Origin of the sequence: Arthrobacter dokdonellae (genome assembly GCF_003268655.1) — a bacterium.
In the GTDB taxonomy this organism is placed as follows: Bacteria; Actinomycetota; Actinomycetes; order Actinomycetales; family Micrococcaceae; genus Specibacter; species Specibacter dokdonellae.
Map to the genome: position 1 here is coordinate 3,119,181 of NZ_CP029642.1, position 15,822 is coordinate 3,135,002.

General features: G+C 66.4%; 14 protein-coding genes. 7 read left to right on the top strand and 7 right to left on the bottom strand.

Annotated elements, in window-relative coordinates; all coding sequences use genetic code 11:
• Positions 1-440: 440 nt before the first annotated feature.
• Positions 441-776 carry a hypothetical protein gene (locus DMB86_RS13865; protein WP_113718327.1) on the top strand — a complete coding sequence of 112 codons (336 nt, stop codon included), beginning with the start codon at positions 441-443 and terminating at the stop codon, positions 774-776.
• A complete protein-coding gene (locus DMB86_RS13870; protein WP_227878385.1) occupies positions 760-1,344 on the top strand; it encodes a carboxymuconolactone decarboxylase family protein in 585 nt (194 codons plus the stop codon). Before DMB86_RS13865 ends, DMB86_RS13870 begins: the two co-directional genes overlap by 17 nt.
• 978 nt (positions 1,345-2,322) lie before the next feature.
• Here the strand turns inward: DMB86_RS13870 and DMB86_RS13875 are convergent.
• The 6 genes from DMB86_RS13875 to DMB86_RS13900 form a co-directional block, all read right to left on the bottom strand.
• Positions 2,323-3,693, bottom strand: coding sequence for an MFS transporter (locus tag DMB86_RS13875; protein WP_113718329.1), 1,371 nt, complete (start codon positions 3,691-3,693; stop codon positions 2,323-2,325).
• A gap of 64 nt (positions 3,694-3,757) precedes the next feature.
• The gene (locus DMB86_RS13880) at positions 3,758-4,138 is read right to left on the bottom strand and encodes a RidA family protein (RefSeq protein ID WP_227878386.1); all 381 of its coding nucleotides are present in this window, start codon (positions 4,136-4,138) and stop codon (positions 3,758-3,760) included.
• Positions 4,135-4,863, bottom strand: a complete 729-nt coding sequence (locus tag DMB86_RS13885; RefSeq protein WP_113718331.1) for a hypothetical protein — start codon at positions 4,861-4,863, stop codon at positions 4,135-4,137. Before DMB86_RS13885 ends, DMB86_RS13880 begins: the two co-directional genes overlap by 4 nt.
• Complete coding sequence (locus DMB86_RS13890; protein ID WP_227878387.1) at positions 4,856-5,848, bottom strand: dipeptidase; 993 nt, start codon at positions 5,846-5,848, stop codon at positions 4,856-4,858. The genes DMB86_RS13885 and DMB86_RS13890 overlap by 8 nt, the downstream gene beginning before the upstream one ends.
• Positions 5,845-7,563 (bottom strand): hypothetical protein, encoded by a 1,719-nt coding sequence (locus DMB86_RS13895; protein WP_113718332.1) that lies wholly within the window; start codon positions 7,561-7,563, stop codon positions 5,845-5,847. Before DMB86_RS13895 ends, DMB86_RS13890 begins: the two co-directional genes overlap by 4 nt.
• A gap of 2 nt (positions 7,564-7,565) precedes the next feature.
• Entirely contained in the window at positions 7,566-9,026 is a 1,461-nt protein-coding gene (locus tag DMB86_RS13900; protein WP_113718333.1) for an aldehyde dehydrogenase family protein, read from the bottom strand.
• A gap of 119 nt (positions 9,027-9,145) precedes the next feature.
• Between DMB86_RS13900 and DMB86_RS13905 the strand changes: the two genes are divergently transcribed.
• Entirely contained in the window at positions 9,146-10,033 is an 888-nt protein-coding gene (locus tag DMB86_RS13905; RefSeq protein WP_113718334.1) for a LysR family transcriptional regulator, read from the top strand.
• 146 nt (positions 10,034-10,179) lie between these two features.
• Here the strand turns inward: DMB86_RS13905 and DMB86_RS13910 are convergent, their stop codons facing one another.
• On the bottom strand, positions 10,180-11,964 hold the full coding sequence (locus tag DMB86_RS13910) for a chloride channel protein (RefSeq protein ID WP_113718335.1): 1,785 nt from the start codon (positions 11,962-11,964) through the stop codon (positions 10,180-10,182).
• Between the two features lie 69 nt (positions 11,965-12,033).
• Here DMB86_RS13910 and DMB86_RS13915 point away from each other — a divergent pair, with 69 nt between their 5' ends.
• From DMB86_RS13915 to DMB86_RS13930, 4 genes are read left to right on the top strand one after another with little or no spacing between them, the layout of a single operon-like run.
• The gene (locus tag DMB86_RS13915) at positions 12,034-12,513 is read left to right on the top strand and encodes a MarR family winged helix-turn-helix transcriptional regulator (RefSeq protein WP_171814502.1); all 480 of its coding nucleotides are present in this window, start codon (positions 12,034-12,036) and stop codon (positions 12,511-12,513) included.
• Positions 12,514-12,515: 2 nt separating this feature from the next.
• Positions 12,516-13,550, top strand: a complete 1,035-nt coding sequence (locus DMB86_RS13920) for a cytochrome c oxidase assembly protein (protein WP_227878388.1) — start codon at positions 12,516-12,518, stop codon at positions 13,548-13,550.
• Positions 13,547-14,434, top strand: coding sequence for a cytochrome c biogenesis CcdA family protein (locus DMB86_RS13925; RefSeq protein ID WP_113718337.1), 888 nt, complete (start codon positions 13,547-13,549; stop codon positions 14,432-14,434). Before DMB86_RS13920 ends, DMB86_RS13925 begins: the two co-directional genes overlap by 4 nt.
• Entirely contained in the window at positions 14,427-15,647 is a 1,221-nt protein-coding gene (locus DMB86_RS13930) for a redoxin domain-containing protein (RefSeq protein ID WP_113718338.1), read from the top strand. The genes DMB86_RS13925 and DMB86_RS13930 overlap by 8 nt, the downstream gene beginning before the upstream one ends.
• Positions 15,648-15,822: the final 175 nt, after the last annotated feature.

Consider the following 15,822-nt stretch of genomic DNA (forward strand, 5'->3'; position numbering starts at 1 on the left):
CATGATGGTTTCCCGGCTTCGCCGAAGGGCGTGTGCCTGCCGTCGGGACCAGGCGCCCTTGTCTTCCGACGTCAGTTCCCGGGCTCTTCTGCGCAGCGAGACGGTGCAGTTGACGCACACGCCGGCCTCGGGTCTGGCTCCCAGACGGAGGATGCCTGCTTCAGGGAAATTTCGGCCACAGCACCAACACAACTGTTGGCTGCCTTCGGGGCCTGGATTCGTTGTCGTCATGGGTGCATCATGTCACGTGGTCAGCGGGGAGCCGAGCTGCTGTTGAGGATCGCCGGCTGTCCCCCCGGGGACACCGGCATCCCTGATGGCGGTGCCGGTGCTTTTTGCGGAGCGGGACGCGTAGTGGTACCGGCTCAGGCTGGTGGTGAATAGTGGACGGTCGCCGGCCGAACCTTGGCCGTTCCCTGTCGCGGACTTATCCTGAACAGGTGGACGGAAGCGAACTGAGGTATCAGGGCCAACGTGAGTTGCTCGGCGAGACGGTTGCCCACCTTGGGGTCATCGATCCGAGAATCCGGGCTGCCGTGATGGCGCGCGGTGCCGGAGGTGAATCTGCCATTGCGGAGCCGTACGAGGCGTTGTCCCACCAGATTGGGGAGGCCTCGTATCAGGTCACCGATAACCAGGTGGAGGCTGTGCGGACGTCGGCCGGGAGCGACAAGGGTGCGTTTGAGGTGATTGTGGCGGCCAGTGTTGGCGCCGGGGTGATGCGGTGGGATGCAGCCTGCCGGGCGATCGGGGGTCTTGATGATGCGCCTGCGTGAGATCGAGCGTGGGGACCGGCTGTCAAGCCGGTTACTCTTCACAGTGATTTCCGTCGTGTCGGGAAGCCGATTCCCGGATGCCGCGCGGGTCGCCCTTTATCACCGTGACTTCGCCGGGCCGGTGCTCAATGCGTGGACGCACCAGGTCATGCGCGGTCCGAGCGAGTGGTCGGTCGGCGAACGGGAGTTGATGGCGGCGATGGTGGCGCGATTCAACTCGTGTCCATTCTGTGTTGGTGCCCACGGTGCGGTCGCAGCACACGGCCTCGGCGCCGGGGTTGTCGAGGCTGCCTTGAGAGACTACCGGTCTGCCCCGATTTCCGGCGTTCTCCGAGCGGCCCTGACTTTCATTGAGAAGATGACCCGCGACCCGGAAGGGCTGGGGGTCGAGGATGCGCGGGCAGCGACCCTGGCGGGCGTCAGCAGGAATCAGCTGGCCGACGCCGCGGCGGTCGCGACCGTCTTCAACATCGTCACGCGCTACGCGAATGCGTTGGATTTCGAGATCCCCAGCCCAAGCGACTTCGCGAAGTCAGCCAGGACCCTCCTGAAACGCGGCTACAAATAAAGGTCAGCACCCGGTCGCGCGTGTCCCGCCCACGTGGGGCGCGGGCAGTGATGAGGGCAGGGAGCCCGCCTGGGATCAGGCAGTGCGGAACCCTCGAGGATGAAGCGCGCCGACCGGACCCAGGAGGGCTCCGGGCGGCGCCGCCAGGATTCCCCGAAGGACCGTCATTCCGGGGTTGCCCATGAAATGCCGTTGGGTACCGTGTCACGCCCTGCGGAAGACAGAGCCAATGATGGTTCGACGCGAACAGGACGCGGCAGGGGCGGACCCGCCCTGCTGATCCTCGGAAGCCTCGCAGCCGGCCGAATCACGGTTACGCGAACGTGCAGGATACCGGGGAATCCGCCGGGCCCGCCCGTATGCGCGTAGCCGCCCTCATTTCGTGCGCGATGCGGTCGCGCACTGGCCGCCCCTGCTGGGCAAGGGCCCGGGTCGGCAAACATGACGGCGGACCTGTTCGGTGCCGCACTCCGGGCCTGGGTTCGTCCATGTTTCAACGGCCCGGACAGCATGTGCCGGCGCTGGCAGGCGCGCATCCCGACCCCCTGCATCGCCTGGTGCGCTGCTTTCCTGGTCGTCCGGGCGCTGACCTAGGGCGCTGCCGGACCGGGCAGGATCCGGCGGGACCGGACGACGCCGGTCACAGCCTGCACCGTCACAGCCTGCACCGTCACCGCCTGCCCCGTCACAGCCTGGCTCGTCGGGCTCGTGGCCTTCCTGGCCGCTTGGGTGGTGGGCCACCGGCGACATCCCGCAACGTCACGCGGCGGATGCCGTCACCGAAGCGGGAACCCAACCCCGGGCGGCACCGCGCGATCGCGGCGCCTGCCACGTGAAGGGTTACCACACAGTGACGGCATCCTTGCGCCCCGCGGCACCGCTGCGGAGGACCGACCTCGCCGTCAAGGAGCGCCCCGCTGACTGTCGTCGTTGGGCTGCTCTGCGGGTCAGAGGGTGGATTGCTTGAAACCGGTGCTCTCAGGCGTGCTGGAGCGAGGCAGCATCTTCGAGGTTTTTCCCCTTGGTTTCCGGTGCCATGACGTAGCTGGCAACCGCCCCGACAAGGGCGATTCCGGCGGCAATCCACATGGTCCCTGAGAGGCCCAGGTGTGTCAGGGCCAGGGGTGTGGCGAAAGTGCCGATGGCGGCTCCGATGCGGCTGGTTCCCGTGCACAGGCCCACGGCGGTGGCCCTGACCTTGGTCGGAAACAGCTCGTTGGGGTAGATCCATTCCAGGATCGATGGGCCCCCGTTGAAGATTGCGTAGAAGGCGAAGGCCAGTGCGATCAGGCCCAGCGGGGCGGTGGGGAAAATCGCCAGAAACAACAGGCCTACGCCGGAGAGGAGGAACCCCCAGATCAGCACGGGACGGCGTCCCAGCTTGTCCACGACGAGGAGTGCGACCACGTTGCCGACCAGGAAGAACAGATTGATCAGCCCGTAGCCGATGTTGGCGGCATCGCCTGACTGGAGGTGGAACAAGGCCAGGATCTGGGGCCCAAATGCGTAGATGGAGAACAAGGTAACGATCGTGCAGGTCCAGAAGATGGAGATGAAGATGACACGGTTGAGGTAGCCGCCGGTGAGAACCATCTTGAATGCCTGTTTGGTGCTGAGCTTGACTGCGTTGGGGTCGTGGGCTGTGATCCCTTCCAGGGTCGCACCCTCGCCGATGGTCTTCTTCAGGATGCCAAGGGCCTCCTCGTGGCGGCCCTTCCCCACGAGCCAGTGCGGGGATTCCGGGATCGTGGCCCGCGCAATGAGGATCAGGACGGCCGGCACAGCGGAGGAGAGGAGCATCCAGCGCCAGCCGTCGGGCAGGGACAGCAGCCAGTATCCGACAAAGGCGGCCACGGTGGCCCCGACAAACCACATGGCGTTCAAGCCGCCCAGCAGCCGGGCCCGCCAGTTTGCCGGCACAAATTCGGCGACCAAGGCTGTGGCGATCGGATAGTCAGCCCCGACCGCGATGCCGATGAGCAGGCGCAGGGTGAACAACTGCCAGGGCTCGTTGACCCAGAACTGGGCAATCGAGAACACGATGATCGCGATCAGGTCGATCGTGTACATGAGCTTCCGCCCGATTTTATCGGTGATGTTGCCGAAGACCAGACCCCCGATGAAGACCCCGATCAGGGCCGAGGCGCCGATGAGTCCGTTCCACCATTCGTTCATCTGCCATTGGGGAATGATCTGGACCAATGCGATGCCAATGATGGCCAGGATGTAGCCGTCCAGGAACGGCCCCCCTGAGCTGAAGAGCGTCAGGCGCTTGTGGAATGAATTCAGCGGCGCGGAATCGATGGTGAGTTGGGAGGTGGGCGCGGGAACTGGCGCGTGAGAGAGCATGATGGTTCCGATCTGGGCTAAGCAAAGCGACGGTGGTTGCCGAACAGATCCGTGACCCGGCAGGTCAGGCTGTTGCGGCGGCGACGGCATCAATTTCGATGCGCTTCTCCCCCCGGAACCGGGCAACCTGCACCGTGGTCCGGGGAGGGAGGGGATGGCCGCTGAGCCTTTTGAGGTAGGCGGCATTGTAGGACTCGAACTCGTCCAAGTCGGCGAGGAAGACAGTGAGTTTGAGGAGGCTGGAAAGATCTGAGTCGGCTGCCAGCAGGGCCTTTTCCAGGTTATCGAAGGCCTGGTCCACTTGACTGGCAATGTCGGCGGGCGTGGTGCCGTCGGCACGGGTGGGGACCTGCCCGCAGACAAAGATGATGTCGTTGACGGCGGCCGTGGCAGAGTAGGGGCGGGGTTTTCCGTCCGAGAACTGGGTGCGCTTGATCGGGTTCACTGGTCCGCCATGAGATAGGTCCGGGAGAGTTGGTACATGCGAAGCCATTCGGGTTCACTTACTTTCAAGGGTTTGGGGGCAATGGTGGCGTCCAGTTTTTCCAGCTCGGCGGTGCCGGGCAGCACGACGACGACCGTGTTGTCCCCTTCCATCCGCGGAAGCACCGACGCTGCAATCGAGGCGCTGGGCGGATCGGCGGCCGAGATCACTCCCCCGTTGTGGATGGCGAGGTATTCCGCGCCGGCTGCCGTCGAAATGGCGACATTGATGGTGCGCTGCAGGTCGGCGCTGCGCCGCAGGATCAGGTCCTTCCACAGTTCTTGCGGAATTCCGGCCACGGTGGTGCGGCTGACGCGGACTTCCGTCGGGCTGCCGCTGACCGCCAGATCGATGAGCTGAAGCGCCGATCGAAGTGCCGGCTGGTTCGGACAGTCGAGTTCGTGGACCGTCAGGCCACCCCACCCGGTCGACCTGGTCGCGGCGGCCCGCACGGGCTGCGCCCAGTCTGCGGCGAGCAGTTGCTCCAAAAGCGCCAGCCCGCTCCGGGCGGCGACTTCGGCACGCAGTACGGCAAGTCCGCCCTCCCGGGCTTCGGCAGGTTCAGCGCCTGCAGCGCACAGCGCGCGGAAGGCCGATTCGGTGATCTCACGGGGCTGAACCCAGGCAAACACGCCTGCCACGCCACGATCGGCGGCCGCCGTGAGGTTGGCATGGTTATCAGACATGGGCTTTCTCCTTGGCATTGTCCATGACCTCGGTAAAAAGGCGGCTGAAGTTGCCGCCCAGGACCGCGGCGATGGTGTCATCTGTGAGTCCAGCCGTGACGAGTCCGTCGGTGAGCCGGGGAAAGTCTTCGGGCCCGGTGAACCAGTTGGGCCAGGCAGGCCACCGGGGCGAGTCTTCCGGTGCCGTGGGCTGCCACCGTCCGTTGCGGAGCCAGCCGACGAATTCGTGGTCCCAGCCGCGGGTGCAGTCGCTGCCCAAGCCCACATGTGAGGGCCCATAGTGGTCCACCATGCGCGAAACCATGGCGGCGAAGCTTTCTATGGTCACGTGTTCGCCGCCACTGACTGTCGGGTAGAGGCAGCACCCGATGACTCCGCCGCGATCCACCAGCGGCTGGATCACATCGTGGGGCTTGTTGCGCGGGGTGTCGAAGAACCAGAGCGGGTTTGAGTGCGTGATGGCCACGGGAACAGTGGAGGCCTCGATCGCGTCCCGGCTGGTGCGGTATCCCACGTGGGAAAGGTCAATCAGCATCCCGACCCGGTTCATTTCCGATACCACCACACGCCCGTAGCGGGTGAGGCCGGAGTCTTCGGTCTCGAAGCAGCCCCCGCCGAGCAGGTTTTGGTTGTTGTAGGTCAATTGGGCGATGCGGACGCCGAGTCGGTGGAAGAGTTCCACATAGCGGTAGTCGTCCTCGAAGGGGCTGGTGTTTTGGAAGCCAAGAAAAACGGCAATCTTGTTTTCCTGCTTGGCCCTCTGGATGTCCTCGCCACGGCTGGCCAGGAAGAAAAGGTCCTGGTTCCGGTTGGCCAGTTCGAGCCATTGGGCGATGGAGCGGATGGTTTCAGCGGCGTTTTCCCAGACGGCGCAGGTGGCGTTGACGGCGCTGACACCGCCGGTGCGCAGTTCTTCAAGGACCGGACGGCTCCAGTTGCTGATCTGCAGCCCGTCCACGACCGTGGCCTGCTGGTGCATGTTCATTTGCTTTGTCCTTCGGGTGCCAGCGGAAACAGCCAGTCGTCGTCGTCTCTTCCGTTCATGACCTCCGCTACCCGCGGGGCTCCGCTGAACAGGGTGACACGCACCCAGTCGGTTGACTGCGGGCTGAAGTTGTTCATCCCGTAGGTGGCCAGCTGGAAGCGCTGGGTGCTCAGCGGTAGAAATTGCGCATCCAGGAGGTTGTCCTGCAAGTCCCCGTACTCGTAATCCTTGGTCTGCTGGACACGTTCGGCGGCGAATCTGTGGCCTGGATGGGCCACCAGGAACTCGCCCACGCACGTCAGGGCCGGCACGGCGCCCAACGCGGCGGTCAGGGCGTTGATCCGGCGTGCAATGTCAGTGCAGTGCTCCACCGTGCCGGCCGCCATCCCCCCACGAAGCGCCCTGCGTGGCTCTTCGCTGTCGGCTGAGGAGTACCAGTAGTAGGAGGATCGTTCAGGTGCGGCGAAATCGTAGTTGCCGCACCATCCGTAGTTTTCCTTCACCAGGTTCTGCAATTCGCGGCAGGGCATTGCGGGATCGAAGGGCCGGGGGGCGGCAACCGTGAGCAACGCATCGGCTTCCTCATCGAAATCCTCCCGGAGTTCAATGACAATGGAGGCGAAGAGTCCGCGGGCCTCAGGACTGAGCCCCGCCGCCAGTTCATGAAGCCTGGCCAACACGGGTTCCCCTTTCCGGTCAGAGGCCATGAATGCCCGGAGTTCGCTGCGGAGACGGCGAAGCTGGGGTCGGATCTCCTCTGTGGAGAGGAACGGCGTTGTCTTGAGCCCGGACTTTTCTGCCAGGTGCCTGTCGGCCTTCTCCAGGAGCCCGTCGATCCGGGCCAGGTCGGAGTGGTCCGGGGCGTAGTCGGCCGCGAGCGCTGTTGCCAGCGGCAGTTCACGGAGCTTGCACCAGGCATCCAGGTAGCCGGGGTGGTTGACAAAGAACGGGACCATGCCCAGCCCGGTGGCATTGCCCAGCCCAAGGTAGCGGCCCCAGGCGTCGTCCAGGGGAACGGCCACGGTGCCGGCCTCCCGGGCCTTGGCCCTGGCAACATGCTCCACCAGGTCCATGCTGAGCTCGCGCATCAGCCAGGCGGCAAGCATCTGTGAACGGTACGGGACCGCAAGCGGGTGGCCCGCCGTGAAGGCGGACAGTTCCTTGAGGCCGAACTTCCCGTTGCCGTAGAAGGCGGTGCTGCGGATCAGGTAGGGGCTGGGACCGATCGTGCCGACGTCTGGCTGGGAGCCGGAGGCCAGGCAGTCACTGACGTAGTCAAAGAAGCGGGCGCTGCGGTTGGCCCGGGTCATGATGATCGTTTCCGGGTCGGTGCGGCCTTTCTCCTGGACGGGGATGTTGCGGCGCAGGCTGGCTTCCCGTTCAGGGGTCAGTTCGCCCTCGACGAGTGCGGCCGTGACGTCCCAGGCGTTGGCGATGACCCTGTCGGTGCGTTCGCTTTCTTCCAGGGTCTGGCAGAAGGCGATGAATTTCAGCTCATGGCCTTCGGCATCAATGGTGAAGACCACGGTCCCCCGTCCGAGCTCATCCAGGTCCAGGCGGGTCTTGGCCACCTGCCATTGGTGGGATGCCGCGCGGCGTAGCATGGTGCGGGCGAAGCTGTGGCGGGTGCCCCATGCGCCGTTCATGTCCGAGCCGCAGAGCACGGCATCCGGGGTGCGCAGATCACACCTGGTTTTTTCGTCGGTGAGGTTCATGGTCATGCCTTCTTGGGAGCCAGGCGCAGGTAGGCGGTCTTTTCATGGGTGAAGAACGTGGCGGCGGCGGCACTGTTCTGTTCGCGGGGGCCGGCAAATGTTGAGTCCTTCATGCCCCCGAACGGTGCGTGGAGTTCCGAGCCGGTGGTCGGGGCGTTGACCTTGACCAGGCCGGCTTGAAGCTGGGCCACGCAGCGGCGGATGGACCGCTCGTCGCTGCTGAAGACGGCTGCGGTGAGGCCGAAGGCTGTGTTGTTTGCCAGACCGATGGCCTCTTCCAAGGTGTCTGCGTGCAGCACGGTGGTGACGGGGCCAAAGACTTCTTCCTGGCAAATGGCCATCGAGCGGGGTCCCGTCAGGATGGTGGGGGCCACGTAGCTGCCCTCACCGTCCGGCACGGTTGCCTGGGCCAGGATTTCCCCACCTTCTGCCACCGCCTGGTCGATGGCGGCGTTGATTTCCCCACGGGCGGATTCGGAGACCACCGGGCCGATCTGGACGGCCGGGTCCATGCCCGGACCCACGACCAGCTTGGCCACCTTCTCCTTGAGCCGTGCCAGGAAATCCTCGTGGCCTCCGCCGACCAGAATCACGCGGCGCGTGGCTGTGCACTTCTGCCCGGTGGATCCCATGGCGGCGTTCACAACGCTCGTGGCCGCAAGTTCAACATCCGCGTCGGGAAGGACGAGTGTGGCGTTGTGGCCGCCGAGTTCCAGTTGCAGTTTCGCGCCGCGCCCACAGACAATCCCGCGGATGTGGTGGCCGACCGGGACGGAGCCGGTAAATGTGACACCCCCCACAAGGGGGTTGGAGACCAGTTCAGAGCCGAGCTGGCCCGGGCCCAGGACCAGGTTGACGACGCCGGCCGGAACGCCGGCGGCCGCCAGCGCCTCCATGAGCAGCACGGAGACACCGGGGGTGTTGCTCGCCGACTTCCACACGACGGTGTTGCCGTGGAGGATGGCCGGGGCGATCTTCCAGGCCGGAATCTGCAGGGGGAAGTTCCACGGGGTAATCACGCCGACAACGCCAAGGGGACGACGGACCGTCAGGATCCGCTCCTCCGGATGGCTGGAGGGGTATTCGGTACCCACCGGATTGCGGGCCGAGGCGGCATGGTAGTCAAAGGTGTCTGCCGAAGCGTCAACCTCCATCCGCGACTCCGCGATGGTCTTGCCATGTTCGGCGGTCATCACGAGGGCGATCTCCTCGGCCCGTTCCCTGATGGCCGCGGCGGCGGCCGCCAGGACACGGCCGCGTCCGAGAATGCCCAGCTCGTCCCACGCGGTGCTTGCGGCAGCGGCCGCCTGGATCGCGTCCGCCAGTTCGGCGGAGCCGGCCTGGTGGTAGCTCGTCACGGCCTGGTCCGGCGCCGCCGGGTTGTACCGGGAGACGAATGCGCCTGTTCCCTCCACCCAGGAACCGTTGATGAAGCTGCTGGCAGGCTTGGTCATTACGGGCATTTTTTGATCCTCTGCTACGTTCAACGCTGTGACTTCTCTCACGGATAACGTTAGGCGCAACACCTTGCATAAAGAAATATCTATTTGACTGCGTTCAATATGCGTTTAGTCTTGATTGCATGAACCTGAGACGCCTTGAACTTTTCGTCGCCGTGGCCGAAGAGCTCCACTTCAACCGGGCCGCCCAGCGCCTCCACATGGCGCAACCACCGTTGAGCCAGCAGATCCGCAAGCTCGAGGAGGAGTGCAAGGTGGCCCTGTTCGTGCGCAATTCGCGCAACGTTGAACTGACCTCCGAGGGGGAGGTGCTGCTGGAACACGCACGCAGGGTCCTGGCCCAATACGCCGTCATGGAGTCTGCCCTGCTACATGCCAGGAACGGCGAACTGGGCCGGCTGCGGCTCGGCTTTGTCTCCTCAGCGGCCATCCGCCTGGTTCCGGGCCTGGTCCGGCACATGCGCTCAACGTGGCCGGGCATCGACCTTCAACTGCGCGAGGAGACCACGGACGCGCAGCTGGAGCTCATTGCCGCGGGCACACTCGACGCAGGGATCTCCCGGGAAGTGCGGACAGTCCCCGGCATCAGCGCCACGGTGATCATGCACGAACCCCTGGTGGTCGCGGTCGCCGCTGACCACCGGCTCGCCGCGCGCGCCACGGTCTCCTTGAAGGACTTGCACGGCGAGTCCTTCATCGCCTTCCCGCGACGCCGCATTTCGTCCCTTTTCGACCACATTTCCGCCCTGCTGCATGCGGTGGGCGTGGACTTTGACATCGCGCAGGAAGCTGTCCAGTTCCCCACCATCCTCGGGCTGGTCGCCGCCCACCTGGGCATCGCGGTGGTCCCGGAGTCGATGCGCGCATTTGCCATCCCCGGACTGGTGTATCTGGACATCGAGGACGACAACGCCACTTCGACGATCAGCTTGGTCTACGCCACCGAGACGTCAAGCTCCCTGCTGGTGGCCAAGATCAAGGAGGCGCTCGACGAGATGAGTTCCTCCTGAGCGCCACGGCAAGGTCCGCCCAACGCCCGCCCGCGCGCGCTGAGGCCGCGAAGCCGGCAGCCGAGGACTGCGTCCAGTCACGTCCGACGGGACCCGGACAACGCGGCCGATGCCGCATTATCGGGGGCATCGATTCTCCGGCGGGGTCATCCGCCGTGGGGCCGGACCCTCGAAAGCAGTCGCAGGACCGCCTCCTGGCTCAGCCACCCCTTCAGGACCCCGCCCTCCGCGACGGGCAGGCCGCCTCCGGCCGGGGAGTCCAGGACCAGCTCCACCACGGAATCCAGGGTCGCCGAGGGCTCAACGGTGGCGACATGCTCGGCCACCCCGGACAGCGGGAGCCCGCGTCCGGTCTCGCTTCCCGCCAGCTCGGCGGAGAGCAGCTGAAGGGTGACGACGCCGGCCAAACGGCCTTCGGCGTCGGTGACGGGCAGGCTGTGTTTGCCGGAGGCCAGCAGCAGCCGCGAACCCTCGGCGGCACTGAGGCTGCCGTCCAAGGCCCGGTGGCTGGTGTCCATGACGGCCCCCACGGGGGTGGCCTGCATCAGCTCGGTGCCGGGATGCCGGGTCAGGTCCACGCCGCGCCGGCTCAACTTGAGCGTGTAGATGGTGTCCGCGGACATCAGCTTGGACACCCCGGTGGCCACCACGATGGCGAGCATGATGGGCAGGATGATCGAATATTCGCCGGTGAGCTCAAACATGATGATGACAGCGGTGATGGGGGCGCGGGCCGCCCCCGCAAAGACGGCGCCCATGCCGACCAGCGCGAAAGTTCCGGCCTGGCCTTGCAGCGAGGGGTCGATCATTCCGACAACGTCACCGAAGGCCGCTCCGAGCATGGCCCCGATGAACAGGGACGGCGCGAAGACGCCGCCCGAACCCCCAATCCCGATCGTCAGGCTCGTGGCCAGGACCTTGCCGGCCATCAGCAACAGCAGGAATCCAAGGGCATACTTCCCGTCCACGCCGGCCTGCAGGACAGGGTAGCCCACCCCGTACATCTGCGGCAGCGCCAGAAGCAGCAGCCCCAGCAGCAGACCTCCGATGGCGGGCCGAAGCCAGTTGGGGATGCGCCGCGCGACGAAGTCGCTTGCGTCCTCAATCCCGTACAGGACCCGGGTGAACCCCACACCCACGAGGGCAGCCAACAGCCCCAGCAAAAGAAACAGCGGGTACTCCCATCCGCTGCTCAGGTGGAAGGGTGGCAGCTGCAGGAACGCCTGGTTCCCCAGGAACGTCCGCCCCACCACCGAGGCCGCCACCGAGGCCAGCACGACGGCGCCGAAGGAGCCCGCCTCAAAGTCTGAAAGCAGGAGCTCCAAGGCAAAGAAAACCCCCGCGATGGGTGCGTTGAAGGTGGCAGCAATGCCGCCGGCGGCGCCGCACGCCACCAGTGTGCGGACCCTGGAATCGGGCATCCGGAACACTCTGGCAAGCCACGATCCCAAGGCGGAGCCGATCTGCACGATCGGCCCCTCCCTGCCGACGGATCCACCGGCGCCAATGCAGATGGCCGAGGCGAGCGCCTTCACCACGGCCACCTGCCCCTTGATCCGCCCGCCGCGCCGGCTCACGGCGTACATGACCTCGGGAACACCGTGCCCGCGGGCTTCGGGGGCAAAGCGGTGGACCAGCGGTCCGTAGATCAGGCCGCCCACGGCCGGGGCCAGGACCACAAAGAACGGGCCCAGCCATGGCAGCCACGGGTGCGCCGGGTGGCCCTGGACCGCCGAATAATCGACATGTCCGGAAAAGAAGACGGTGGCGGCGGAGATCATCCAGCGAAACGCGACCGCGGCGAACCCCGCGCCGGCGCCCACCACCAAGGCCACGGCGACCAGCTGGTAGCCGCCTTCCGCGGCGGGCTTCCAGATGGTCCGCCACAGGGCCGCAAGGCCGTGCCGGGAGGGGCCGATGGTTGCCGACATGCAGGTTTCCTCGCTTCTGGCTTACACCACAATTTTATGCACTCATGCAATATATGCCATACTGCAATCATGAATCCTAGCACCCCGGCCACGGCGGACAGCGACGCCGTCGTTGAAACGCTGACTGCCTCCCGGGCCCTGCTGGGCGTGATTGCCAGGTCGCTGGCTAGCGTCATGGACACCGTCACACTCCCCCAATTCAGGGTTCTGGTCGTGCTCTCGGACTTCGGTCCGCTGCGCATGGGCGAGCTGTCCGAGAAGCTCGGAGCCAACCAGTCCAGCTTCAGCCGGTTCGCTGACCGCATGGTGACGGCCGGCCTGATTGCCCGCCGGGCCGCGGCAACGAACCGCCGTGAAGTGATCATCTCCCTCACTGAGCTGGGCACGAGCATCCACCATACTGTGACGGAGGCCCGCCGGGCTGAAATCGCCGCACTGCTGGAGACGTTGTCGCCGGCGGAGCGGGAGGCTGTCAAGACCGGCTTTGAAATCTTTGCCAGTGCCGCCGGGGAACCGCCCGCGGCGGACCTGATGATCGTGGGACTTTGAGCGTGCGCGTATTGGCCATGCCGCCGATGCCCGGCATGGGCGACCCGCACGCGGTGATGTCCGGGCCCATGTGGATGCCCACGGCGCCGCCCACCGTCGCCAACGTGCTGGCCTGGCATCCGCAGCCGGTCCCCGTGATGTCCGTCCTGGCCGTGGCGCTCCTGCTGGGCTACGGCGCCGGGGTGCTGGTGCTCCGGCGCCGCGGCGTGGCGTGGCCCGTGGGCCGCACCCTCATGTGGGTCGTTGGCATTGCGAGCATCCTGTTTGTCACCGGCACCGGGATCGACGGTTACGGCATGGAACTTTTCAGCGTCCACATGATCCAGCACATGGCGCTGAACATGCTCTGTCCTGTCTTTTTGGTCCTCGGAGCCCCGGTGACCCTGTTGCTCCGCGTCCTGCCGGCGGGCCACGGCCGCAAGGGAAGGGTGCGCCGCGGGGTGTTATACGCCCTGCACTCGGTGCCCGCGTCGATCCTGACCCATCCCGTGGTGACGTTCGCGCTCTTCGTGATGAGCCTGTACGGACTGTATTTCACCCCCGCCTTCGATTTCCTGATGGGCACCTGGTGGGGGCACAACCTGATGCTCATCCACTTCCTGCTGATCGGCTTCCTGTATTTTTGGGGCATCCTGGGCGTGGACCCCTCCCCGCGCCAGACGGGCAGGGGGCTCAGATCCATCTCCGGAGAGGTGCTTCCCGTGCTCGAACTGGCCGCCACCACCCCGTTCCACGCGTTCTTTGGCGTGGTGGTCATGATGTCCACCACCCTGTTGGTCCACTTCTACGCCACGCCCATGCCGGGCTGGAACATCATGCCGCTGGCAGACCAGGGGGTCGGCGGCGGCATCGCCTGGGGCTTCACCGAATTCCCCACCCTGCTCGTGCTCGGGGTCCTGGTGTCCAAGTGGCAGCGCTCCGACGCCCGCAAGACGGCGGCCGCCGAGCGGCGTTCGGCCCGCGTTGGTGACGTGGACCTGGATGAGTACAACGACTACCTGCTGGGCCTCTCGGACCGGGACGGGTCCCGCGGATGAACCCGCTGGCGGTTGCCGCCGCAACGAGCTATGCCTTCACCTTGGGCCTGGTGGCCGCCGTGAACCCGTGCGGGTTCCCGCTGCTGCCGGCCTACCTGGCCCTGTTCGCCGGCGGCACCGGCGGGCACCGCGCGGCCAGGACCGGACGGGGCCTGGTCTCCGGCGCCGGAGTCACGTGCGGTTTCGTGGCGGTCTTCGGCACCCTCGGGGTGGTCCTGGTCTCCGGCGCCGCGCTGGCAGCGGGGTGGCTGCCCTGGTTCATGGTGGCGGCAGGGGCCCTGATGGCCGCGCTGGGCGTCTCCACGCTCTGCGGGCGCCCGCTCTACCTCAGGCTGCCCACGCCACGGCTGGCAGCGGGAGGGCGGACGTTCGCAGCGACGTTCATGTTCGGCATCGCCTATGCCATCGGATCGCTGAGCTGCGCACTGCCCCTGTTCCTGGCCGCCGTGGGCGGTTCCTTCACCCGGCTCGGATTCTGGGCCGGCCTGGCCTGCTACCTGTCTTATGCCCTGGGCATGGGCCTTTTTGTGACGGGAGCGGCCGTGGCAACGGCCCTCGCCGGGAGCGGGCTCCTGCACCGCTTCCGCAGGGCCGGGCGGATCCTGCCGGCGGTCTCCGGCGCCATGCTCGCGGTGTCCGGGCTATACCTGGCCTACTACTGGGTGGCCGAGCTTCTCCGCATCCCGATGGCCGCAGGCCTCTTTGGCGCTGTGGGCGCCGTGCAGGGAGACCTGACCTCATTCATGGCCGGCCACATGGCGGCCACCGCGGCGGTCCTGCTGGCGGCGGTGCTGGGGGGCATCGCCGTCGTCATTTACAAAACCTGGACAAGCCCCGGGGACGCCCAGGAGCCTGAACATTCGGAAGGAATCCCCCATGTCTGATAAGCCGACACCGACCGCTGCGCCGAAACCGCGGGGCAGGGCCCTGTTGTGGGGCGGGGCGGGCGCCCTGCTCTTGATGGCCGTGGCAATCGTGCTGCTGGCCTCGGGGCTGGCCCCGCACACCTCCGCCGCCACGGGCGCCGTGGGAGTCAGCGCCGTCGAGCCCGGCATCAATAAGGCCGCTTCCACCCTGCTCCAGCTCGACCCGCAGTCCGAGCCCCTCCCCGCGGCCCCGTCCCTGTCGCTGACCGACCAGGCCGGCAGGCACGTCACCCTCTCGCAGTACCGCGGCAGGTCCGTGGTGCTGTCCTTCAACGACGACCGGTGCGAGGACCTGTGCACGCTCCTGGCCCAGGACGTGGTGGCGGCCAACAAGGACCTCGGCGCGAACGCCAAGGACGTGGTGTTCCTCTCCGTCAACGCCAATCCCTACTACCCCTCGGCATCGGCCGTCAAGGAGTGGACGGACAGCCACGGACTGGCCGCGGACACCAATTGGGTGTTTGGCACGGGCACACCGAAGCAGCTGGCCGCCGCAGCCGCGGCCTACGGCGTGCCCATTGAGCTCGACCCCAAGACCAAGTCAGTCGTCCACGGAACCGAGCTCTTCTACATCGACCCGGCCGGCAAGGAAGCGGCCCTGGGCCAGTTCGGCACCGAATCCGCCAGCACCGACTTGTACGCCCACGCCATGGCCCAGGCGGCGGTGGACCTGTTGCCCAATGCCGCCTCGATCCACGTCGCCGGCCCGTCCCCCAGCGCGAAGGCCAGCCAGGCGGGGGCCTCGATTAACGCCGCCGCACCTGTGTTCTCGCTGCCGCAGCTGGGGGACCCCGACCGCACCACCCCGTTGGGCGCCTTCAAGGGCAAGGTGACGGTGGTGAACTTCTGGGCCAGCTCCTGCACCGCATGCGTAGCCGAAATGCCCGCCATGGAACAGTCCTTCAAGGACCTGGGCAAGACGGCCAACTTTGTCGGCATCGACGTTGCGGACAACCCCCGCGAGGCGTCGGCCTTCGCGGCGAAATTCGGCGTCACGTACCCCCTGCTCAGCGACGCCGCCGGGGCCGCCTCCGGCGCCTACCAGGTGCCCGGGCTGCCGTTCACGGCAGTCATCGGCCCGGACGGGACGCTGCTGGTGCGCCACCCGGGCGCCATGACCGCCGAACAGCTGGAATATGTGCTCCAAAGCGTGAGGGAGGGCAGCAGCTGACAGCCGAGGTGCCGGACCAGCGGGCGTGCGCGCGATGGGACGGCACCGCATTCATGTCACCGTCCCAACCGGGCCCTGCACTTCAGGCTGCAACCACAGCGACGGTGGAACAACAACACCCGTAGCGTCACCCCATGCACGACTCCATGGCGGACCCGATCTTGAAAGGCCCACA

Bases quoted from the DNA above. Each gene is read 5' to 3' on its own strand.
- DMB86_RS13890 (WP_227878387.1), bottom strand. From the start codon at position 5,848: ATGAACATGCACCAGCAGGCCACGGTCGTGGACGGGCTGCAGATCAGC.
- DMB86_RS13905 (WP_113718334.1), top strand. From the start codon at position 9,146: ATGAACCTGAGACGCCTTGAACTTTTCGTCGCCGTGGCCGAAGAGCTC.
- DMB86_RS13900 (WP_113718333.1), bottom strand. From the start codon at position 9,026: ATGCCCGTAATGACCAAGCCTGCCAGCAGCTTCATCAACGGTTCCTGG.
- DMB86_RS13875 (WP_113718329.1), bottom strand. From the start codon at position 3,693: ATGCTCTCTCACGCGCCAGTTCCCGCGCCCACCTCCCAACTCACCATC.
- DMB86_RS13930 (WP_113718338.1), top strand. From the start codon at position 14,427: ATGTCTGATAAGCCGACACCGACCGCTGCGCCGAAACCGCGGGGCAGG.
- DMB86_RS13915 (WP_171814502.1), top strand. From the start codon at position 12,034: ATGAATCCTAGCACCCCGGCCACGGCGGACAGCGACGCCGTCGTTGAA.
- DMB86_RS13895 (WP_113718332.1), bottom strand. From the start codon at position 7,563: ATGAACCTCACCGACGAAAAAACCAGGTGTGATCTGCGCACCCCGGAT.
- DMB86_RS13885 (WP_113718331.1), bottom strand. From the start codon at position 4,863: ATGTCTGATAACCATGCCAACCTCACGGCGGCCGCCGATCGTGGCGTG.
- DMB86_RS13870 (WP_227878385.1), top strand. From the start codon at position 760: ATGATGCGCCTGCGTGAGATCGAGCGTGGGGACCGGCTGTCAAGCCGG.
- DMB86_RS13925 (WP_113718337.1), top strand. From the start codon at position 13,547: ATGAACCCGCTGGCGGTTGCCGCCGCAACGAGCTATGCCTTCACCTTG.
- DMB86_RS13910 (WP_113718335.1), bottom strand. From the start codon at position 11,964: ATGTCGGCAACCATCGGCCCCTCCCGGCACGGCCTTGCGGCCCTGTGG.